Annotated in this window: 25 protein-coding genes and 1 pseudogene; 3 read left to right on the top strand and 23 right to left on the bottom strand. The window is 26.8% G+C overall.

Features of this window, described 5'->3' with window-relative positions; genetic code table 11:
* Positions 1-35: 35 nt before the first annotated feature.
* Together pdxR and BHW04_RS07720 are read right to left on the bottom strand one after the other, a co-directional pair.
* A complete protein-coding gene (pdxR, locus tag BHW04_RS07715) occupies positions 36-1,484 on the bottom strand; it encodes a MocR-like pyridoxine biosynthesis transcription factor PdxR (RefSeq protein ID WP_302699326.1) in 1,449 nt (482 codons plus the stop codon).
* A gap of 42 nt (positions 1,485-1,526) precedes the next feature.
* Positions 1,527-2,024 carry a hypothetical protein gene (locus tag BHW04_RS07720; RefSeq protein WP_302699327.1) on the bottom strand — a complete coding sequence of 166 codons (498 nt, stop codon included), beginning with the start codon at positions 2,022-2,024 and terminating at the stop codon, positions 1,527-1,529.
* Positions 2,025-2,228: 204 nt separating this feature from the next.
* On the opposite strand from BHW04_RS07720, the gene BHW04_RS07725 reads away from it, so the two are divergent.
* A complete protein-coding gene (locus BHW04_RS07725; protein WP_302699328.1) occupies positions 2,229-2,837 on the top strand; it encodes a methyltransferase in 609 nt (202 codons plus the stop codon).
* Positions 2,838-2,915: 78 nt separating this feature from the next.
* On the opposite strand, the gene BHW04_RS07730 is transcribed toward BHW04_RS07725, so the two are convergent.
* The 17 genes from BHW04_RS07730 to BHW04_RS07805 form a co-directional block, all read right to left on the bottom strand.
* Complete coding sequence (locus BHW04_RS07730; RefSeq protein WP_302699329.1) at positions 2,916-3,752, bottom strand: deoxyribonuclease IV; 837 nt, start codon at positions 3,750-3,752, stop codon at positions 2,916-2,918.
* Positions 3,753-3,876: 124 nt separating this feature from the next.
* Positions 3,877-4,830: a UV DNA damage repair endonuclease UvsE gene (gene uvsE / locus BHW04_RS07735; RefSeq protein ID WP_302699330.1), complete on the bottom strand. Its 954-nt coding sequence runs from the start codon at positions 4,828-4,830 to the stop codon at positions 3,877-3,879.
* Between the two features lie 112 nt (positions 4,831-4,942).
* Entirely contained in the window at positions 4,943-6,325 is a 1,383-nt protein-coding gene (locus BHW04_RS07740) for a L,D-transpeptidase family protein (protein ID WP_302699331.1), read from the bottom strand.
* 171 nt (positions 6,326-6,496) lie between these two features.
* Complete coding sequence (locus BHW04_RS07745) at positions 6,497-7,087, bottom strand: zinc dependent phospholipase C family protein (protein WP_302631424.1); 591 nt, start codon at positions 7,085-7,087, stop codon at positions 6,497-6,499.
* A gap of 142 nt (positions 7,088-7,229) precedes the next feature.
* Positions 7,230-8,150: a putative ABC transporter permease gene (locus tag BHW04_RS07750; protein ID WP_302631423.1), complete on the bottom strand. Its 921-nt coding sequence runs from the start codon at positions 8,148-8,150 to the stop codon at positions 7,230-7,232.
* A gap of 211 nt (positions 8,151-8,361) precedes the next feature.
* Positions 8,362-8,625, bottom strand: coding sequence for a manganese efflux pump (locus BHW04_RS07755; protein WP_441294418.1), 264 nt, complete (start codon positions 8,623-8,625; stop codon positions 8,362-8,364).
* A 337-nt stretch (positions 8,626-8,962) separates the two neighbouring features.
* Entirely contained in the window at positions 8,963-11,512 is a 2,550-nt protein-coding gene (locus BHW04_RS07760) for an ABC transporter permease (RefSeq protein WP_441294419.1), read from the bottom strand.
* A gap of 9 nt (positions 11,513-11,521) precedes the next feature.
* Positions 11,522-12,223 (bottom strand): ABC transporter ATP-binding protein, encoded by a 702-nt coding sequence (locus BHW04_RS07765; protein WP_022212420.1) that lies wholly within the window; start codon positions 12,221-12,223, stop codon positions 11,522-11,524.
* A gap of 119 nt (positions 12,224-12,342) precedes the next feature.
* Entirely contained in the window at positions 12,343-12,783 is a 441-nt protein-coding gene (locus BHW04_RS07770; protein ID WP_302699332.1) for a hypothetical protein, read from the bottom strand.
* A 1-nt stretch (position 12,784) separates the two neighbouring features.
* Entirely contained in the window at positions 12,785-13,273 is a 489-nt protein-coding gene (locus BHW04_RS07775; RefSeq protein WP_302699333.1) for a MerR family transcriptional regulator, read from the bottom strand.
* Between the two features lie 142 nt (positions 13,274-13,415).
* A complete protein-coding gene (locus BHW04_RS12290; protein ID WP_441294421.1) occupies positions 13,416-13,940 on the bottom strand; it encodes a tetratricopeptide repeat protein in 525 nt (174 codons plus the stop codon).
* Between the two features lie 6 nt (positions 13,941-13,946).
* The gene (locus BHW04_RS12295; RefSeq protein WP_441294420.1) at positions 13,947-14,279 is read right to left on the bottom strand and encodes a tetratricopeptide repeat protein; all 333 of its coding nucleotides are present in this window, start codon (positions 14,277-14,279) and stop codon (positions 13,947-13,949) included.
* A 244-nt stretch (positions 14,280-14,523) separates the two neighbouring features.
* Positions 14,524-16,068 (bottom strand): sodium-dependent transporter, encoded by a 1,545-nt coding sequence (locus tag BHW04_RS07785; protein WP_302699334.1) that lies wholly within the window; start codon positions 16,066-16,068, stop codon positions 14,524-14,526.
* A gap of 190 nt (positions 16,069-16,258) precedes the next feature.
* Positions 16,259-17,668: a vWA domain-containing protein gene (locus BHW04_RS07790; RefSeq protein WP_302699335.1), complete on the bottom strand. Its 1,410-nt coding sequence runs from the start codon at positions 17,666-17,668 to the stop codon at positions 16,259-16,261.
* Between the two features lie 3 nt (positions 17,669-17,671).
* On the bottom strand, positions 17,672-18,802 hold the full coding sequence (locus tag BHW04_RS07795) for an ATP-binding protein (protein ID WP_022212415.1): 1,131 nt from the start codon (positions 18,800-18,802) through the stop codon (positions 17,672-17,674).
* Positions 18,803-18,813: 11 nt separating this feature from the next.
* Positions 18,814-19,617, bottom strand: a complete 804-nt coding sequence (locus BHW04_RS07800) for a hypothetical protein (RefSeq protein WP_302631421.1) — start codon at positions 19,615-19,617, stop codon at positions 18,814-18,816.
* Between the two features lie 220 nt (positions 19,618-19,837).
* Complete coding sequence (locus BHW04_RS07805; protein ID WP_022212413.1) at positions 19,838-20,446, bottom strand: 50S ribosomal protein L25; 609 nt, start codon at positions 20,444-20,446, stop codon at positions 19,838-19,840.
* Positions 20,447-20,809: 363 nt separating this feature from the next.
* Between BHW04_RS07805 and BHW04_RS07810 the strand changes: the two genes are divergently transcribed.
* Entirely contained in the window at positions 20,810-20,953 is a 144-nt protein-coding gene (locus BHW04_RS07810; protein ID WP_022212412.1) for a hypothetical protein, read from the top strand.
* 68 nt (positions 20,954-21,021) lie between these two features.
* Here the strand turns inward: BHW04_RS07810 and BHW04_RS07815 are convergent.
* The 3 genes and pseudogenes from BHW04_RS07815 to BHW04_RS07825 form a co-directional block, all read right to left on the bottom strand.
* A pseudogene (locus BHW04_RS07815) lies at positions 21,022-21,125 on the bottom strand (IS3 family transposase); the annotation flags it as partial.
* A 131-nt stretch (positions 21,126-21,256) separates the two neighbouring features.
* Positions 21,257-21,451, bottom strand: coding sequence for an HTH domain-containing protein (locus BHW04_RS07820; protein WP_022212410.1), 195 nt, complete (start codon positions 21,449-21,451; stop codon positions 21,257-21,259).
* 223 nt (positions 21,452-21,674) lie between these two features.
* Positions 21,675-21,878: a cysteine-rich CWC family protein gene (locus tag BHW04_RS07825; RefSeq protein WP_022212409.1), complete on the bottom strand. Its 204-nt coding sequence runs from the start codon at positions 21,876-21,878 to the stop codon at positions 21,675-21,677.
* 196 nt (positions 21,879-22,074) lie between these two features.
* Between BHW04_RS07825 and BHW04_RS07830 the strand changes: the two genes are divergently transcribed.
* Positions 22,075-22,365, top strand: coding sequence for a hypothetical protein (locus BHW04_RS07830; RefSeq protein ID WP_022212408.1), 291 nt, complete (start codon positions 22,075-22,077; stop codon positions 22,363-22,365).
* Between the two features lie 131 nt (positions 22,366-22,496).
* Here BHW04_RS07830 and BHW04_RS07835 read toward each other — a convergent pair whose 3' ends face one another.
* On the bottom strand, positions 22,497-22,940 hold the full coding sequence (locus BHW04_RS07835) for a zinc ribbon domain-containing protein (protein ID WP_022212407.1): 444 nt from the start codon (positions 22,938-22,940) through the stop codon (positions 22,497-22,499).
* Positions 22,941-23,122: the final 182 nt, after the last annotated feature.

Raw genomic sequence — 23,122 nt, forward strand, 5'->3', positions numbered from 1 at the left:
GATATAGTTATTTACATATAGCTATATCCTCTTTATTACCGAATTTTAAGTTCATCTACACATTCACTTATTATCCTAATTCCCTCTTCTATTTCTTCCATTGTAATACGAGATAATCCTAGTCTCAATGTATCTGTTTTTTCATTATTAACATCAAAAATATCACCTGGAGCAAAGATAACTTTTCTTTCGTAGCATTTCTGAAGTAGTTTCCTTGAATCAATTCCTTCAATTGCTATATACACATGCATACCATATTCTCCCCAGATATATTTAGGTTTTAAATATTTATCAAGGCACTTTATGGCGAAATCATGTTTTTCCTTATAATACTTTCGAGTTCTTTTTATCTGTTTTTCAAAAGCTCCACTCCTCAGATATTCATATAAAATTGCTTGATCTAAAAAAGATGTATGAATATTATAGCAGCGTTTAACACTTTCTAAGGTATCAACTATCTTCTTATCAGCTAAAACCCAACCAACTCTGATTCCTGGGAAAAGTATTTTGGAAAAACTCCCAATATAAATTACACCATTATTCTTTCCATCAAAAGCTGCTAAAGGAGCTATATGAGAATTGTTATAATGTAACTCCTCATTAAATCCATCTTCAATTATAGGTACATTATATTGCTTAAATAAATTATATATCTTAAAACGCTTTTCACCATTAATAACTATTCCTGTAGGATTATTATAAGATGGAGTAAGATAACCTATTTTTATTTGATTATTTTTCAATTTATATTCAAGTTCCATTAAATCAATACCATCTTCAGCTATATCAACACCTATTAAATTAAGTTTATGAAGCTTCATTAATTTGATGCTTGTATTATGAGTTGGATTTTCGCAAAGTATATTATCACCAGCATTAGTATAAGAGGATAATATAAGCTGTAACCCTTCCGTAAATCCATTGGTGATAATAAAATCCTTGTTATCAGTATTAACACCCTTCTTATTCATATATAGGTGAAGATAATCAATTAAAGGTTTATATCCCTGTGCATACCCATAGTTTAATATTTTATGTCCTTCTAATGCTATCCTATTTAAAAATGCTTTTTTAAATTCTTCTACATCAAATAATTCTCCATCTGGAGAAATACTTTTAAAGGAAATCATTCCTCTTTCCCACGGAATTTCACTTTTTACAGTATCGAGATAGCATGATAAATCAGCATATTCATTACTCTTTTTTTCCCATTCAATATTCCATTCACCTTTTAAAGCTATATTTTTATCAGTAACAAAGGTACCTTTACCTTTAATAGTATATACAACACCTTCCAATTCTAAATTTTCATAAGCTGTAATTACAGAATTACGACTTACACCTATTATCTTAGATAATTCTCTAGTAGCTGGAAGCTTACTGTTAGATGATAATATTCCATTTTCTATAGTTTTTTTAATATGTTTTTCTATTTGATAATAAATTGGTTCATTGGAATTTAATTTCAAGTTAGAAAATATCATATTTCTCACCTCCAGTACCTAATTTTATAAAAAATATCTTTTTTAAATATATTCATTGCTAATAAATAAACCTTCTGACTTAAATATATCCATAATAAATTTTAAATCCTTACAGCCAAAATTAATAATTTTAACCTTCCAATAGCTTATTTCTAGACCAATTTTTAAATCATTAAATACAAAATACATTTCTTCATTTAAAATAGTTAAATTATACATTACATCATCAATAAACCTATTTATATCTTTATAATATTCTAAAAAACTAACACCATCTTCATAATCATCATTTAAAAAGTAAATATTATCATCAAAAATATAAAGTTTGCTTAAAGCCGCAACAAACTTATTAGCAACATTATAATTATTATTGCAAAGTATCTGCTTTTCAAACTCATCATACTTACTATTTTTAAATCCTTTTGGTACTACTGAAATAATAAATATATTTTTACATTCCCTTTGCTTATAATTTTCATCTGCTAATTTTTGAAATAGGATACGTATAGCTTTATTCTCATTAACAGTTTTTTCTGACACATTAAACATCTCCTTATACAAAAACATAATAATACCCTTAATAATATTATAGTACTAATTATTTCATAAATAAATTTAAATTTTAATCTACCTATATAATTTATATTTAAAAAATATAGTATAATAAATATGATATAAATATATTAAGTTAACCTACTTATATATTTATATATAAATTACATTAACATGAAAAGGATAAGATACATGGAACAAAGCTTTGAAAAATTATTAAACATCTCCACCAGTGGCAATCAAAAAAACTTTAATGAATTTATTCATTATAATAGATATGAACCAACTTCTTATTATGTATTAGAAGCCATACTTCATAATTATCCTCTTTTAGAAAGTGATAATATTGTTGACTTTGGTTCTGGTAAAGGTAGACTTAACTTCTTTTTAAATTATTTCTTTAAATGTAAAGTTACTGGCATAGAAATAAATAAGTACTACTATGAAGAGGCTTTAGAAAATATGAAAAACTATTTAAGTAAAAATAAGGGACATGATTGTTCTAAGATATCATTTGTTAACTGTATTGCTGAGGATTATGAAATAAATTCTAAGGAAAATAAATTTTATTTCTTTAATCCTTTTTCTGTACAGATTTTTATTAAGGTAGTAACTAACATAATTTACTCCGTAGTAGATGAATACAGACCAGTGGACTTAATTCTCTATTATCCATCCGATGATTACATATATTACTTAGAAAATTACACAATATTCCAGCTTATAAAAGAAATTAAGTTAAATAAGCATTATGAACAAGATAATAGGGAAAAAATCCTCGTATATAGACTTCAATATTAAATAAAAAATCACACCATGAATTATCCAAGGTTACATCATTTTGATATAACCTTGGATAATTTATTTATATTTAATATATTAATTATATTCATATGCTGCTCTTAGCATCTCAATTTCTTTAGCATATCCATCTAATTCATTAGGAGTTTCTAAGAAGAATGGTATATTTTTCAACTTAGGATGATTAATTATTTTCTTAATAGCTTCAAATCCTATCTCACCTTCACCAATCTTCTCATGTCTATCTTTGTGGCTGTTAAATGGGTTTTTACTATCATTTAAGTGTATAGCATGTAGTCTATCAAGTCCAATTATTCTATCAAACTCTTCTAAAACTCCATCTAAATCATTAACTATATCATAACCAGCATCATATACATGGCAAGTGTCTAAACAAACACCCATTTTTTCCTTTAACTCAACTCTGCTTATTATTTCAGCTATTTCTTCAAATGTTCTTCCTACTTCTGTACCTTTTCCAGCCATAGTTTCCAGTAGCACAATAGTTGTATGTTCTGGCTTTAATACTTTATTAAGCATTTCAACTATATAGTTTATTCCTAAATCTACGCCTTGCTTTACATGACTTCCTGGATGGAAATTGTAAAGACTTGTTGGTAAATATTTTAGCCTTTCTAAATCATCAGCCATCATTTCTGTTGCAAATTGTCTTGTGCTTTCATCAGCAGAACATCCATTAAGAGTATATGGTGCATGAGCTAATATTTTAGCGAATTTATTTTCTTCCATTAACTTTCTTAAAGCTAATATATCTTTTTCATCTATATCTTTTGCTTTTCCGCCTCTTGGGTTACGTGTAAAGTATTGAAAAGTATTAGCTCCTATTTTAATAGCTTCTTTTCCCATATTTTCATAACCTTTTGTAGTCGATAAATGACATCCTATGTTTAACATTTAATCCTCCAATTTATCTAAATCATACTATATGTATTCTTTTTATTTATATTTCTATAATACTATACCGCACTTCTATTATCAACTAATAATAATTATTTAATATTTAAGAATTCACTATTACTTATACCTCAAAGGTTGTTTCATCTATCCAGTGATAATACTCCTTAATATCATCTACTAATTTAAACAAAGCTATATCTTTTTCCTTGCATTCTAGCATAACATCAAAATCTCTATGGAGTTCTTTAGCTGAATTAATAAATTTCATAAATTCTTCGCTATTAATATAATCAGCATGTTTTCTATCGAATTTACCTTCTCTTGGTGATGAAAAATGTATTTTAGGTGGAAGAGGCTGATTATTCCATGTATTAACGATTTCTGCCCAAATATCATTTATATTTTCACCATTATTGTTACAATTATGATGATGTACATCTAATACCATAGGAATATTTAAAGCTTTACAAAGTTTTAGAGTTTCTGCTGCTGTATAAGTTTTATCATCATTTTCTAAAATCACCTTATTTTTTACTCTTTCAGGATAAGTACTAAAATTATGTATAAATCTTTCCATACCAGCTTCCTTTCCACCAGTAGCTCCTCCAACATGTAGTACCATCTTACCCTTATCATAATACATTTCTTCAAACCAATCTACATGAATATTTAATGTGGTCTTAGTACTTTCCACAACAGCAGGATTTACACTATTAATTACGTTAAATTCATCAGGATGAGTATCAACTCGCATATTATATTCATTTATAAGACTTCCTATATACTCAAAATCCTTTTTAAACATCTTCCTATACTCAAAGTATTTCACTTCTGGATGTGTTATTAATGGTATTAAGGCAGAAGTAATTCTATAAAAGTGTATATTATTTTCAATATTATATTTAATATGTTTTTCCAATCCATTTAAATTTGAAGCTATGACAGTTTTTAGCTTTTCAATCTTTTTTTCATCTGATAAAATCTTTTGATAATTGCTATATGTTACAGTACTAGAGCTAGTAGCTTTCTTTCCTAACCTATTAGAAATAGCAACATAACCTAACCTTACAATCATTTTTAATTCACCGTCCTTGTTTATATTTTGTCCTAACTTTGAAAGTTAATTATTTTTTCTTATGATATAAGAAAAAATAATTATAATAAACCATCCTCTTTCTTAAGGTTATTTACTTTTCTTCATAACAAATTACTGGTGTTCCTGCTTCAATTTCTGCAAATATTTTTTTAGCTAAATATTTAGGTGCATTTATACAGCCATGAGTACCATCATTTATATATATATCTCCACCATAAGAATATCTCCAAGAAGCATCATGAAGCCCTATATTTCCATTAAAAGGCATCCAATAGGTAACTTTAGCTTCGTAGTTTGCGCCACGCAAGGTAGAATTTTCCTGTTTATATGTTATTTCATATATCCCAATAGGAGTGCCATTTCCATTACTAACATTACCAGACACAATATCACCCTGTGCTATTAGTTCTCCATCTTTATAATACCAAATATGCTGTTTAGTAATATTTATTTCCAAATAGCTATCACCAAAATCATTTTCTCCTCTGCAAACACCCTTTTGCAAATATTCAGGTTCTTTTTCTATGATAGATCCATTTTCAATATATTCTTTTAATATCTGAGCTTCCTTCTTTTTATTAATCCTCCAACCATAATAACCACCAGATATACTTAATGTTTTTCCTGTTGAGGTTTTAAATTCACGTGCTACACCTACAGTGTCATATTTTTTTGCTAGAGTTGTAATATAATTTATAATTTGCTGATCATCCATGGATACATTTAATTCATCATCTATCTTTATCCATTGATTTATTAATGAATAATCTACTATTTCAGTTTCATCACTAAATACATAAGTTACCTTAGAAGACATATATTTATCTATGATATTTTTACCTTGTTTTACCTTATTAGAATAAGAACAGTATTTAGGATTTATATAACAATTAGATTCATCTAGATTCAAAAGTACCTGACCTGTGTATATTGACTTTTCTATTTCTGAATATACTTTTTCTTTATTAAGGTAATTACCATAAACTTCATCTACTATGACAAATTCAGTATCAATAAAAATAAAACTAGCATTTTCTGGATAAATAATTTCATCTTCATTAAAAAATTCTAGTTTATCTATTTTATTCTTAAGTAACTCTTCATCATAAGAATAAATATTTTTTATTATATAATTGTTCCTTTTAAATATATCTATTATCCATAAAAATGAATTTTGTTTTTTAACTATAGTGTCAATCTCATCATTGTCTATATATTTAAAATTTATACCACTTAAATCAATATCACTACTTTTTTCTCGTCCTTCTATAAGTAGTCTATACTCTCCAATAGTAGTTTTTATATGATTAGTTGCTTTATTTAAATTCATACAAGATAAATCAATTCCATTAATACTTGTCCCAATTAAGAAATGACTTTTAAAAAAGCAACCAATTATAATATACACTATAATAAATATTATAAATAATGTTATGCCCTTCTTAAACATTATATTATCCAAATTTCTTTTCATAGTATAATAGTCCTTTCATTTTAAATTGTCTATCAATACTATATATAATTATGTTTAATTCTATTTATTCATGCATTATAAGTAATATATTATATAAGAGGAGCAAAAACTATAAAAAAACTTCCACCAATTTTATATTTATTATAAAAACTAAGCTGCACATATTGTATCCTATAAATTATTTGAGATTCTAATCTTATATTCATTTTCAATTATGTTATTAATAATCATATTCATTATAGTATTACATACATAACAGGCATATCTTAAGTCATTCTCATAACTACTATCGCTTTCATATTCACTTAACATTTCATTGAGAAACTCAACAACTTTCGTAGGTTTAATTTCTGTATTTTTTTCAGCTGTAAAATTATATTCCTTTGCTATCTTATCTAAATTCTTTTCATAGATTAAATGTTCCTTTACTATATTAGCACTTTTAAATTCCCACCTTTGATTATGTGGTAGACAGAAATAGTCACAAAGAAAATGACATATCACTCCTAACTCTTGATTAAACTTATTAATACTATAGCTTGTATATAAATCTTTAATTGATAAATTACTTAAAAATTCAATTTTATTAATTATCATAATAAAGCTTTCATCTTTATAATGCTTCTTTAGCTTGTACTTAGAAACACAATCGGGTTTTATATTGCCCCAGATAAAATGAGTTTCTTTTATTAAAGCCTTCTTATCATAATCCATATTTTCAAATATTTTTCTGCCCATTAGCATATGAGTATTTATTAACATAATGTAACCTTCTTTATTATCTTATTATTAATATAATAGTATGTTCATCTAATATTAACAATATGTATTATAAGGTAATTATGTAATACTTTGAAATATATTTTAAGTTTTTGTATTTTAGCTCAAAAAAATTTTATTTTTACTAGTTGTATTTTTTTCTTATCTCTTCAAGCTTTTGAAGAATTAAATTTTTTCTATTTTCGATTTCCACATCTTCATTGCTATGTTTTTTTAATATTTCTTCTTTAAAATTTCTAAATTTATAATTAAATTTAGTAGAATAAGCTGTTGGATATCCTTGTACTAGTCGCTCTTTAATAAAGCTTAATTTAGCTACTTCTTTCCTTATTCCATTTGATAATCCCTCTATTTTATCTTTTAATGTATCTACAGAAGTCTTTATCTTATTACTAAACTCACTGATATCACCTTCATTACCATCTTTAATATAATATAACTGATTAGATGCATTATTAAGTATTAATTCAATTTCAGATTTTAATTCTTTTATCTCACTTAAAGCTTTCTCTGATTTCTCCATAAGTTTATTTATATCGATAGTAGCTTTAATGGATGTTATTGTATCAGCAATTACAAATAATGTTACTACTATAGATATAATCATAACAAATCTATCATCCAGTAATAATACATATCTTTCTATAGGTTTATGAACAAATTGTATAAGTAATATAGATAGTACACCCCAAAACAATGAACATACAAGACAAATTCTGCCTTTATATTGTATCTTATAATAGCTATAATCCCAATATTTAACCTTAAATATTGTTTCCATAAGCCAGCCAGTAAAATATTCTAATATAGTAGCTCCTATCATACCAACAAAATAAACAGCCAAAAGATTATCTCTAAAAGGTAAGGTTATAAATAGTACTAATACAGCTCCTAAACCATATATTGGTAGAAGAGGTCCACTTAAAAAACCTCTATTTATCATTTTTTTACTTTCAACTGATACAATTGTTGACTCAATGCACCATCCTAGAAAACAATATATATAAAAAAATATTAACCATTGATATATATTATATAATCCCATCTTATTTATCCTTTCTTTTCTAAATATCTTATAAAAACTATATATACTTATTTTACCACTTTTTATTTATTTTTTCTCTTTGCTTGTAAAATTTTCTTATTTTTAATCTTCTTTTATATAAAAAACAGCCTCTCTTATTTAAAAAACTCTAACTTATTATTTAATTATTTGCACTAATTTTTAAAATACAAAAAAGGAGTATTGCTACTCCTTATATTATTCCAGTATGTTCTAATAATATTTTTAAACCTATGCAAATTAAGATTACTCCACCAAGTAATTCTGCTTTAGACTTAAATTTATCACCAAATACATTCCCTATCTTTACTCCAGACATTGATATTACAAGTGTAATAATACCTATCAAAGCAACAGCTGGTATTATGCTTACCTTTAAGAATGCAAAAGTTATCCCTACAGCAAAAGCATCCATTGCAAGTCCTACTGAAAGAATTATTAATTCAATTAATCCCATATTATTTCCTCATTTCATTAGTATTTGTTTAAGTATTATTTTTCATTTATCACACCTTACATATTAATTTCAGTTATAACTTAAAATATAGCTAAATTTTATATACATAAATCTTTTTACAAACAAAAAGAGACTAAGTGTATAGCAAATAAAGCTATACACTAGTCTCATTATTTAAGACAAGCCAGATGTAAAAACTAGTATGTTGACTTGCCACGTATTTCTTATACGCCAATTACTCCCTAGTGAGTATAACAACCATTAAATTATATCATAAAATATAAATATTTCAATAATCTACTTATACCACCTAAAGACAAGATATCGCAAGCTACATTTATTCATTAGATTTTAAAGCATCTATCATATTTATTTTCCTTAATTTTCTATGCATCATAAACATTACAATTAATGAAAATACAATTGTTAATATAACAGAGTAAATAAAGCTCATTATATATATATTAGGTGAAAGCATCATATTATCTGCTTCTGCTGTTGTAATTACAAATCCATGAAGTATTTTCCCCATGAATACACCTATTATTATACCTAAAGCTGTTAAGATGAAGTTTTCCCTTAAAATATACATAGTTACTTCATAATCATAAAATCCTAAAACTTTAATTGTTGATAATTCTCTAATCCTTTCAGATACATTAATATTATTTAAGTTATAAAGAACAACTAGCGCTAGTCCTCCAGCTGAAATTATTAATATTATCACTACTACATTTAAAGTGTCCATTGATTCATTAGTTGTTTTTGCTAAATAAGAAGTCATTGTAACATTTATGACTTTATTAGATTCCATAAGTTGACTAGCAATATCATCTTCATTGTAATTATCTTGACTTAATTTTATAAATTGCGAATTATAAATAACATCATTATTAAATACATTTTTATAATATTCTTTTGACATATAAATTGCATGAGTTAAATAGTTTTCTGATATGCCTTTAACTTTAATTTTGTATGAATTATTATCTGCATTATTAAAACTTATTTCATCACCAATTTTTACTTCTAATAACTTGGCAAGTTTTTCATTTATTATAGCTCCATCAGTAGTTAACTGATATTTTTCTTTAGTTATTCTATTATTTAATAAAACAAAATTATCAATTTTAGTATTTGATTCTGGAACATATAAAGTAACATTTTGTTTATTTATATTCTCTTTTGAAATACTTACTATTTCTTGATGAACTTTTAAACTATCTTCATATCCTTCTATATTATTTAATTTATTAATATATTCATCTTCATTCTCATTATCTATGTTTTCATTAAATATTACCGTAGCTTGATACTTCCAAAGCTTGTTAAACTGTTTATTTGTTAAATCTCCTATTGAATCCTTAAGACCAAAGCCAGTAATAATCATAGCAGTACATGAAGCTATACCAAATACAGTCATTATCATACGTTGCTTATATCTAAATAGATTTCTAAATGTAACCTTTTCATTAAAATTTAATCTTCTCCAGATAAGTGTAATTCTTTCTAATAGTATTCTTTTTCCTATTTTAGGTGCTTTAGGTCTCATTAATATTGAAGGAGTACTATTTAAATCTACATTTAAAACTATTAATGCAGCTCCAACCGTACATAATATTGATATTATCATTGCTTGAAATATATATGATGAATAATACACTATTGTTAATTCAGGCAAATCATATTGAGTACTATATGCCTTATATATTATTCTTGGAAATAAATTAAACCCTATTATTACACCAAGAATTCCACCTAAAATACTTGCTAATGAAGCATATAGTATATATTTTATAGATATTTCACTATTACTATAACCTAATGCCTTCATTGTTCCTATCTCAATTCTATTTTCTTCTACCATTCTAGTCATTGTAGTAAGACAAATTAAAACTGCCACTATAAAAAATACTATAGGAAACACTGTTGCTATTGAATTAATTCTCTTAACTACATCATAAAATTCAGAGTATCCTGGGTTATCATTTCTATCAAAGAAATAATATTTTACATCATCAATCTTTGGTAATTGACTTTCTATCATAGATATATAGAAGTCACTTCCTATTGCATCCACATAGTTTTTTCTTATTTCCTCTATAGCCTTTATTTTTATTTCTTCAAGCCTTTCATCTGGTCTACTTGAAAATAATTCTTCAATATATTTTATATTTTCTTTCATTTTTTCAGCATATTCATCACTATATGTTTCTAAATCCTTAGTATTTTTAAAGGTAATATATATTTCTGAATAAACTTCCATAGAAAAATCGTTCTTATTTAATATAGCAAAATAATCTACAATCCCCTTACCTACAGTTGTTGTACCTTTTGCTAGCTTTTCTATATATAATGGACTTCTAACAATACCTACAATCTTAAATGAATTATTATTTAATTGATTTTCTATATTATCATCACACTGAATTGTATATGTATCACCAATTTTAAAATCACCATACTTTAAAGCTTGCTCATCTAGTGCTATCTCTCCTATATTTTTTGGTAGCCTACCTTCTAATATCTCTAAAGAGTTTATGTTGACAGATTTATCTTGGTCATATTCCATAAATTTAACAACACTATTTATATTAGTTAAATTGGCATCTATAGTATGTGATGCATAGTAATCTAATATTTTATCATTATTATCTAGTAACTTTAAATCTTCCTGACTTAACCCTACACTTGAAACTATCTTAGCATCCATCAAATTATATTCATTATAAAAATTTTCAATTGCTGCTTTCATATTAGGTCCTGAAGCTTTTATACCTGAATAAAAAGCAACACCTAACAAAATAATTACTAATATCGAAATAAATCTAGCTTTTGATGATTTAATTTCTCTTAATATTGACTTACTATATGCTTTTATTTTCATATTCTCCTCCTACCACTCTATTGTTTCAACTGGTGATGGATTTGAATTAACTTCAATGCTTCTTACTTTAGCATCATTTATTCTAATTACTCTATCAGCCATCGGTGCCAACGCTGAATTATGTGTTATAACAATTACGGTTGTCCCAGTATTTCTGCAGGTATCCTGTAATGTTTTTAATATTTGCTTTCCCGTAGTATAATCAAGAGCACCTGTTGGTTCATCACAAAGTAACAACTTTGGATTTTTAGCTATTGCTCTTGCTATAGCCACTCTCTGTTGCTCTCCTCCTGATAACTGAGCTGGAAAATTATTCTTTCTATGTTCAAGCCCCACTAATTTTAATGTTTCATCAATATCTAATGCATTAGTTACTATTTGCGAAGCCAGTTCAACGTTTTCTCTAGCTGTTAAGTTTTGTACTAAATTATAAAATTGAAAAACAAATCCTACATCATTTCTTCGATATTTGGTAAGTTGCTTACTATTATATTTTGAAATATCCACTCCATCTATAATTATTTGACCTTCATCACAGCTATCCATTCCTCCAAGTATGTTTAATACAGTAGACTTACCAGCTCCACTTGGCCCTAAAATAATAACAAACTCACCTTTTTCTATCTCAAAATTGATATTATTATTTGCTACTATTGTGCTTTCTCCCATTCTGTATCTTTTACATTCATTTATCACTTGTATATATGCCATTTTCTCCTCCTAAAATCATACTTATAGTTATTCATAGTATACGTTTTATACTTAATGATACTATTTTAGTATAATTATATTAGATTTAAATAACAACCATCAAATATACGATAATATTATTACTTTTTAAATAAGTCTTTAAGCTTATCTGTAAATGTAAATTTTCTTTCTGTAGTATATTCATTATTACCTAACCTCTTGCTTTCTACTTTATCTAAAATAAGCATTTGGTATTGATCAGATTGTCTCATTAGCTTATCACATTTTTCATTTAAGTCACTATTAATCTTAATTAACCTACGAATCTCTTCATCACGGTCTGCTTTTTTCTCTTTCTCTAGCTTGGCTATTTTTGCAAGCACTTGTATATAATTAGCTTTATAAACTTTCAGTTCTGCTATTTCAGAACTTTTAGTAGAAGCTTCCTTCACAATCCCTTTTATTTCTCCCACTAAATTATTGAAAGCCTCCTTAGCATTATTTCTAGTAGTTGTTAGTTCTACTATATCTGCTTGAGCTTTTAAGATTTCCTCATTTAATTCTAAATTATTATCTTTCAACTCACTTTAAACTCTCTATTTCTTTTTCAAAAAATTCCATGGTATTTTTATGTTTTCTTAAGTTATTCTCATTATCACCTATTGATAATGTTAATTGATTAACTTTTTTTGTTAATATAGCATTTTCTTCTGCATAATCATCTATTATTCGCCTAAGCTTATCTATCTCACTGGCACTTCTTCTGCTTTTACTACTTTTATTGTTGCTAGATACTATATCTTTAGGTTCAACAGTTTCTATATTATCTACCACTAGATCCTTTCTAATATTCTTCTTATTTAGCATAATATTATTTCTCAATATTTCTATATCTGAAAGACTATAATAATTTTTATTACCATAACGCTTAACTGATATTATATTTTTTTTCCTGTAATTATCTATAGTAGTAGGACTTATATTAGCAATCTTACACGCATCCTTTTTATCAAAGTATTCTATTCCTATTTTATCTTTAATATTTTCTTTACAAGTATCTGTACCACCCATTTCATCCTCCTCTTTAAATCACTGAATACTTATAAAGTTATTATTCTATATTTTTCTTCCAAATCCTTCATATTTTTCTAAAAATTCATTTTTCTTATGCCATAAATAGTTTATATTATACTAATTAAACTTATGTGAATCACTAGTTAAAGATTTTTTTATATCTCTCTAAAGTTCTAATTCTGTCTAATTCCCTATCTTTCTTCATGTACTCTACAAAAAAGTCATTGAGCTTAATGGATTTAAAAACATCATTTAATGCTAAATCCAATTCACTTATGGCCGCATAAAAACATGCTCTATTATAATAAAGAAAACCTTCTTCTGGATTTTCTTTTATTCCTTCATTAATTATTTCTATGGCCTTCATATAGTCTTCTTTTTCACGATAAATTACAGCATAATTAAGATAACTATACGGATAATATGGCTCTACTTCAATTGATTTCTTGTAATATTCTATAGCTGCTTCTTCATTACCTAATTTTTTACTAAATACTCCCATATTAAATAGAATTCTAAAATGTTTCGGTGAAAGTTCCAGCGCTTTTTCCATATATTTAAATGCTAGTCTTGTATCCCCTAATTCGTCATAAATACATCCTAAATTGGCATTTGCCCATAAATCCTTTGAATTTAACTTAAGTACCTCTGTATAGTTTTTAATAGCTTCCTACTTATTACCAAGTTCATCATAAGCATTCGCTAAAAAGAAATAAGCTTTTTCATATTTATTATCATTTTCTATGGCTTTTTTATAACATTCAATAGCTTCTTCATATGATTCATCATCATCATAAATTATACCTAAACCATAATAAGCTATAGCACAAGTATTATCAATGTCCAATGCCATCTTATACATCTTTTCTGCTGAATTAAAATCAGCAATTTTATCATAAAGAAATGCTAAATCTAAAATTAAATCTATATCTTTTTTCCCATCTGGACAAGCATAAGCTTTTTTTAAAAACTTTAACGCCTTAAGATAATTTTTTTCTGCCACAAAGCTTCTCCCAATCGAAATATAATTTTCAAACATATATGTATTATCCAAAATATCCACCTCTTCTTTATACAACTGCAAAAATAAAAGGCTGTAGTTAAAAACAGCCATTATTTTTTCTAAATATATTAATTAAAAAATACAATTCCATCTTTAATTATATCTTAAATTTATTTTTTTAATCCACCACTTTTCTAAAAATAATATGGCAGTTTACCATAATTAGTATACCGCCATATATAATCTAATCCCATTTTTTTATTTCATCATTAAAACTACTTTTCTTTCTATGATTTATTATAACTTTAGCAATAAATCCACTGGCAAAAACTAAAAATGTTACTGACCATCCTCCCATAATATTAGCCCATAATGGATATCCTGATTCCCTTCCATATATGCCTCCTCCAGCAAATAATGAATATAAATTCCAAATGCAGAATCCAGTTAAAGCTATTGGTGCAATAAACTTAATTGAGCCTATAAACCACCATTTAGGCATTTTATATCCTGATGCATTCCTATTTACTTCCTTTAAAACCTTTGCTGGTTTAAATATCCATCCAATTACTATACATTCTAAAGTGCCTATGATAATCATATTATATTGATTAGTCCAGTTATCAACAATATCTAGCCATGCTAATCCTGATCTAGATATAAATATTAAGGAAATTAAAGCTGCTACAATACATATGGTCATTGTAGTTTTTCTTTTATTTAGTTTAAATCTATCTGCCACTCCTGTTGAAACACCTTCTACTATAGAAAATGCTGAGTCTACAGCTAAAGAAGCTAAGCATAAATAAAATATCATACCGAAGATCGCATTAACCCATCCAGTGTTTGTTAAATTTGCGATTGCTTGTGGAAAAATAATAAAGGCAGTTGCTATTCCTGATGCTGACATATCATTTATAGTCATTCCAACACCATACATGGTAGTAAACATGACAATTCCTGATAAGATACTTACACCTAAGTCAGCAAAAGCAATTACTGTAGCATCTTTAGCAATATTAGCTGAATCACTTAAATACGAACCATATGCAATCATAATAGCCATCATAATAGATAGACTATAAAATACTTGCCCAATTGCATCAATAACTAAATTTGACATTAATCCTTCATCTATTATTTTAGCAAAATCTGGGGTAAATAGTTTTCCTATACCTTCTATACCACCTGGCATGGAAATACCCTTAATAGCCATTATTATTAAAAATAACAAAGGTAATGTAAGACCTGTATATTTTACTACCCTTCCTACACTAGAAGTTCCTCGCCTTATGCATAAATAAATTAAAGTCCAAGCCACTAAAAGCATTATTATCATAACCCACGGTATTTGAGCTCCTGAAATAGTCCATGAAGTTTCTGTTATATTAGCAAATAAAGAACTTGCTGCTTTAGAATCACCTACCATCCCAGTAAATTTAAAGCTAAAAACAGCCATAGCAATTACCCAAGCAAAAACTACTGCATAATAAGTTGAAATTGCAAAAGCATTAGTTGTAGCTGCCCAACCAACAAACTCTGATTTTTTATTTATGGTTCTAAATGCTCCTGGAGCTCCTTCTCTTGTTTTTCTACCAATAGCTATTTCCATAGTTAACAAAGGAATTCCTAGTGCTAGCATAGCAATTGTATATATCAGTAAAAAAGCTCCTCCACCATATTTTGCAGCCAGACCTGGAAATCGCCATGCATTACCAAGCCCCACTGCCGATCCTATTGCTGCCAAAATAAATGTAGTTCTTGAATCCCATTCTTCTCTTACCTTCAAATTATCACCTCATCAAAATAATAAAATACTTGTAATAATTATATTGATTTGGTAAAAATAAAATTACTTTTTTATAAATCATTTGCAAAAAATAGAAGCTATAATATAAATTTAATAAAATATTATATTCTCTATTTTTTAACTCTATCAACTCCTCTAAAATTATTAATTTCTATTAATTAAAATTAAACTAAAAAATAGGTTCCTGATTATTCATTGAGTATCCATCAGTCTTAACATCTTTAAGCTCAAGTTCAGTATCTTTAACTTCTACATTGCTGAGTTTTTTCACTGGTCCGTAAGATTCATCTAATGAAAGTTCATCTCCCCTTCCTGATATTACCCATAAAGTCCTATATCCCCTTGGAACCACTTCTAACTTTCTTTCACCCTTACCATCAGTGAAGTATATAAGAAGATTACACTTAGTGTTATTAGCATATTCAAATACAGGAGTAAACTTAGTAGCTCCTCCTGATGTCAGCCTTTTCTTTATGTCTCTCACTGATTTTGCCTTATAAACCCTTTTAACTTCCTTGTCACATTCAATGATAGTAATTTCATGATTATAGTTCTTTACAATAGACAACACTTCTTTTATAGCTTGTTTAAACTCTTCATTACTTATACTTCCACTTATGTCAATGGCCACAGCAATTTCAGACTTATGGTTTCGTATTTCCCCTCTTAAATCAAGTCTATTAGGTTGTCTTCTATTTCTTCTAGTTATAGTCTTCTTTTTATTACTTTCTACAGTACCCATAAGTTTCTTAAGCATAATATTCCAAGGTATTTCTCCTTGACTATTTTTTAAGTTAGCTATTAATGACTCCACTTGCGAAGGAATTGTTCCCTTTTGTGATGCATTAATAACTTTTTCCGCAAATTCTCTTAAAGTCTTTTCATCAAACTCATCACTTTCCTGCCACATATCATGCATCTTTTCAGGATTATAAGACTCTACCATAGAATTTGTCATTTGACTATCATCTTCTTCTCCTTCATCATTTTCTTCCATAAGATCCAATTCACTTTGTATTTTTTCAGCATAATACTCTAAGGTATTATATGCTTCCATATTAAGATTATATTTAAGATTTACACCCTTTAAAGTAGTTGAATAAGGAGGTAGATTGTCTAGATATTGATTTACTACTATATCCATTGCTAAATTCACAGTTAATGTACTATATTTATTTTTAAGCTCTTTTGCTCTAGATAAATGAAGTGATAGAACATGATGTATTTCATGCTTTATAGTTGTTTCCATTTGTTTCATATTCAATTGAAGAAACAATATAGGATTAAAATAAATAACATATTTAGCACCTTTAAAATTTACTCCACTGGCACTGGTTATATCAAATCTTATTTCTCTTCCCATTTGAAATAAAAAATATCCATAAAAATTATCCTTGTCTTCCATAAGACTTAAGATAACTTTATCAACTAATTTAAAAAAATCTTCCTTAAACTCTTTTGTTATTTCAGGTTGAAATTTTTCACCATTTCTCTTGGCTTTATACATCTCAGCACTATCTATAAGTTTATTTACTTGTTGATAAAGTTTATTTACTCGCTTTTCAAAATAACTTTCCATATTTTATCCCCTTATCATACTATAAGACTCAAAATAACTTTCAATAAACTTTTCATTATTAAGTGCTTCTTCATATATAACTGGATAATTACTTTTAATATCCTTCATTATGCCTACCATTAAATCAGTTGGATAAACTTTTAAAAATTCAATTAATCTCTCTAAATAAAAGTCATTAGACAAGCTTTCAGCAGTTAATTGAGTTTCTAATGCCTTTAAGATATTATTAGCGCATAAATACAATCTAGTATGGCTTTCTTCTTTAACTTTTTCCTTTACCTCTTCACTTAGAACCTCACCTGTAAAAACATCTTCATAAGCTATAAGAGGACTATGTTCTGCTTCCACAAAGCTAATAAATTCTTCTGCAATAACCTTTCCCACATTACCTCTTATTACATTTAAAAATACTGTTCTTGGTATTTCTCCATTACTTTCTTTATAAAGCTTATAGGACTTAGATACTCTTTCATAACTTCTTGGAGTTGCTCTTACATCCTCTTCATTTGACTTATTTAAGTATTCAGGGAATGTAGAAATAAATTCTATTACTTTACTATCTATATTTGATTCTATAGCCCATTTTATCCATGTATTTTTATCACTTTCCATATTAAGCCATACAAATCTATTTTCCTGTGCTGCATCCATATCAACTACTTGATAGTCAAAATCTGAACTATATTTGCTAGATGGATTCATAGCTGCTAGTATGTTTACATTATCATGTAGTTTATAGCCATTTATTTCTCTATTTAATATTAAATTCATTAATTCCTGTTGCACTGTATGTTCACATCTATTGATTTCATCAATGAATAAAAGTACTGAATTCCCTTTTGATATTTCTTCATCAACTTCTCTTAACTTACTATGAACAGCATATACTGTAGTTTTAATTTCATGTAATATCCCATTACTGTCAACTTTAGTGTAAGATTCAACAGTAGGAAGTCCACCTATTTCTCCTTCCTTTAATAAGTTTCCATCTATTACAATAAAGCTCCATCCGTTTTTTCTTGATAATTTCTTAGCTAACGCTGTCTTTCCTATACCACTTTCACCTACTACTAAAGGCACATCACCACTGGCTAATACTAATTCCACACTTTTTAATGTATCAATAAAATTCATTTTATGTCCTCCTAAATAATCCTTAGCTTTTCATCAACAGCTATTCTTTTTGCCTTCTTACTGCCATATTCATGAATAAATAATATCTTATCCAAATCTATCTTATCACTATCTCTATCAATGCAACTGCATTTTAAAAAGTCTCTTACATATTTTTCATCAACATCATCTTTTGATAATACCTCTTTCAATACTTCAATAACATCATCTTTTTCAACTCTTCTTACGATATATTTTATTACTAATATATTAGCCCTTAAAAAAGCCTTCATCTTATTAGCATCTAATCCATAAATAAAGTTTATGGCAGCTTCATTATTTTTAACAGCCTCTATTTCTGCCTTAAAACAAGGAGTTTTAATATATCTTAAAGCATCATACTTTGCCTTTACTGCTTCAATTTGAACCGCTTCAGATGGTTCCTTTATATATTTTATAGAATCATAATCTTTTCGTACAGCCATTATTTGCAACTCTTCAGCTACTTCCTTTACATACTGTATTGCCCATCCTCTCTGCTCTATAGCTAGCTTTATAACATCATAACTTGGTTTTTTTATATAATTTAAATTGCTCCATCCAGCAAGAACAGCATATTTCATCATTTCTTCTGATGGATTCTCTACAAACTCTATGGCTCTTGGATTTGATTTTATTGCTATCTCTTCCATTTCCTTTGTAGTATTTTCTATGTATCTTAATAAAAGCCCATCTCTTTTAAGAGCTATAATTTTCATTTCCTCAGTAGGATTATCTATATTTTTTATAGCAATTGGATTTAATTTCAGCATTCCTAATATCTTTGCTTCGTCCATTTTAATTGCTCCTTCCTTTTATTAAGTTTTTACTTAATAATAATTATCTACTAATATTATAAATAGTTTTTTCCTTAATTAAAAGTATAATTTTTTAATGCATATGAATAAGTAGAAATTAATACTAAATGATAATTTTTATTTTTAAGTAAAAAAGCATGGAATTTAAAAATCTCCATGCTTTTCATCATATATATCTTTATATAATGGTTTTCTACCTTTATAAATCTTCTTTTTTTCCTATTAATTCAGGTTCTTTTATCTCTTCATTTTCAGTATCATCAGTATCTACAGCGCTATTATCACCAATTGTTGCTACTATTGCATCCTCAACGGCATCTAATCTCATTCCTTCTGGAATAACTAAATCTTTAACAAGTATTTTATCACCAAAATTTAATTTTCCTACATGACATTTAATATTTTCTGGAAGCTTACTAGCTTCACCATATAATTCAACTTCTGAAATTAGAACTTCTAATAATAATTGACGCCCTTCTAGAGCAGATTGTCCATCAAATACCACTGGTATCTTCATCTTGATCTTTTCATTTTTCTTAATATCTTGAAAATCAATGTGTATCACCTTTCCAAAAGGATCTGTTTGTAATTCCTTAACTACACAATTTTCAATATGTCCATTTAAATTTAGAGAAAGAATTGAACTTTTAGCCAATGTTAAAAGTTTGTACATGTCTTTTCTAGTAATCTTAATTGACACTGTATTGTCTAAATGTGATCCATAAAGTACTGCTGGTACTTCTCCATGCATTCTTACTTTTTTACCTTTTTCATTTCTTTCACTTACATTAAATACTACACTTTCCACAATAACCCCTTCTTTCAATTATTGACTACATTTTTATTATAGTGATTATAAAAACTTATTTACTTGTAATTATTGCCATTTATTTAGCTATTAAACTTATTTTGTATAAATTTTCATAAATTCACTTAATAATTTTATTATAATACTTTATAGAAATTATTCCCAGAACAATTTTTACTTCTTTTTCTAATAAAGTTTATTCTACCTTTCTTTTTTAAAATTATTATTAAAATACTCTATAATCCTCAAATCTTCTTTTTAATTTACATATTAGATATTTGATAATTATTATTAAAAACTATATAATATTGCTAAATGAAATATATCATACAATTTTGTAAATACATATAAAGGAGATTTAATATGGCTAATAATGAAAATTTAACAAAGAAAACTATTGAGGTTCAAGCACCTAAAAAAATTAAATATCAATGTCTTCACACAACTGAAGAAAAAGAATGTACTTGTATCAGAAGCAAAGGCTTAGTATTAAAGAAAGAATCATAAAATCAAAAAGTATGGCTTAGATAATTGGTAAAGTGGTACCTATGTCAAGGACATTTTAAAAAAGAGAGTTAGGAATTTAAAAGCTGATTTCTGTATTGTACAGAGTTAGCTTTTTTAAATTCCATTTGCAACGATCATTGTTATAATAATCAATATAGTCATCTATAATTAATTGAAGTTCTTGCATCTTTAGCAAATTTTAAATTAGGATTTTCAATTAACTTACTAATATTCTTCTCTTGTTTAGGTTTTGAGTGTCTATATTTCAAAATTAATTCACGATATACTTTGAAACTTTTCTGGTTATTTTTTTTTCTTATTATTTTCATCAATAAATATTCCTTTTCCTCTAACAACTTTTAGCCCAGATACATTATAGTATTCTAACCATTCATTTAATTTACAAATATCATAATAAATACTTCTTTTAGATACTTCTAGTTTCTGGGATATTTGATTAAGAGAACTATAATATGTAGCTTTTAAAAGCATGTCCAATATTTTTTGCACCTACTATTAATGTAGACAATGATAACTCCTCCTAAATTCTACCTAATATAAATATAGTATATGAAAATATCCCATTTTTTCAAGTAAAACTAAATATGTATATTTTAAAATCAACATATTTAACTTTGTAAAATAAAAAATCAACTATTTTTCATATAGTTGATTTTTTATATAACTACTAAAATATATTAATCTCAAAAAACTTTATTATCTACTTCTTATTTTTCTCTTTATATTTAATTACACATTCTTTACAAATACAAGCCTTACCTCTTAAGTTTTCAGGTATCATTTCTCTTAATTCTTTGGGAACTTCTATTTTCTCACACCAGCAACCATTATGTGTTAAACCATTTTCATATCCACAATTATTATGTTTGCCACAAAGTGGACATATGCTTTTATTAATTTCCATTTTACTTTCTCCTTTATGTTTATTAATTAGCATCTGTGATTTCATATACTTTTTCATTTCATATCAAATCACTTTTATATTCTTTACACTTTCACTAAACTAAAGTTCTTTTATTTATTTCATAAATAAAATTTTAAACAAACCCTTCTTTTTTCAATAGTATATAATATAAATCTAATTATAGGAGATGAAATACATGTCATTTAATGACTATAATAATGAAATTTCTTGCTGTAACCCTTTTTATAATTATGGCAATGATTTTACAGCCTTTAGTAACTCCTGCTTTAACTCACTAGTAATATTATTCTTATTTTTTGGTGGTGGACGAGGTCCAGGTAGCTTTTGGAGCCCTTATAACCAAATATATGGATGTAGTGGCTTTAATTCTGATTGGTGTAATAATACTGGCTTTACGAAGCTTGGAGCCAATACTCCTACTTCACTTAATTCCATTGGACTTTCTAATGGTAACTACCAACCATAAAATATTCCTAAATCCATCTTCCTAAACTATTTTTTCATATAAAAATAACGCTCAGTAATATTCCAGTTACTAAGCGTTATTATATAAAATTATACTATATTGATTATAAATAGTCAAAGATTAATACTATTTTATTTATCTTCCTCCATGCTATTTTCTGTATCTTCTGCTTTTTCTTGAATACTCTCTACCTCTTCAACTACTTCAGCTTTCACTTCTTCCACAAGTTTTGCTCCACATTTTGAACAATATGCTACAGTATTATCTTGTTCTGTTCCACAGTTACTACAAATTTTTATTCCCTTTATAAGTTGAAGCTCTTTCTTCATTGCTTCCAATACTTGAAGTGACTCTGTTATACATGAACAAATATCCTGTATCTCCGCCACTTGATTTCTAGCATATAGTGTAAAATATTTCTTTCCTAATTCAGTATATAATCCATCAATCTTCTTTTCTTCATCTTTTATCTTATTACTTAGCTTGCTTATCTCAGCTATTTCCTTAGTTCTTTTAACAGTTTCTTGCCCTACATTAGATATCTTTTTACCAAAATTACTAAAAAACTCTGTCATAAAATTTCTCCTATTTTAATCAATCTATTCATTGTAATTTTATTATTTTTTTATGCTTTTATTACTATATTTAATTAAAGATACTATTTAAAGAATCTTAAATTAGACATAGAGATATTCATTTTTATAAAAAATAAAATAAGCATTCCAATAACCACTTTCTTTACTACCTAATATCAATA

It is taken from the genome of Clostridium sp. 29_15, from assembly GCF_001916075.1.
GTDB classification, from domain to species: Bacteria; Bacillota; Clostridia; order Clostridiales; family Clostridiaceae; genus Clostridium; species Clostridium lentum.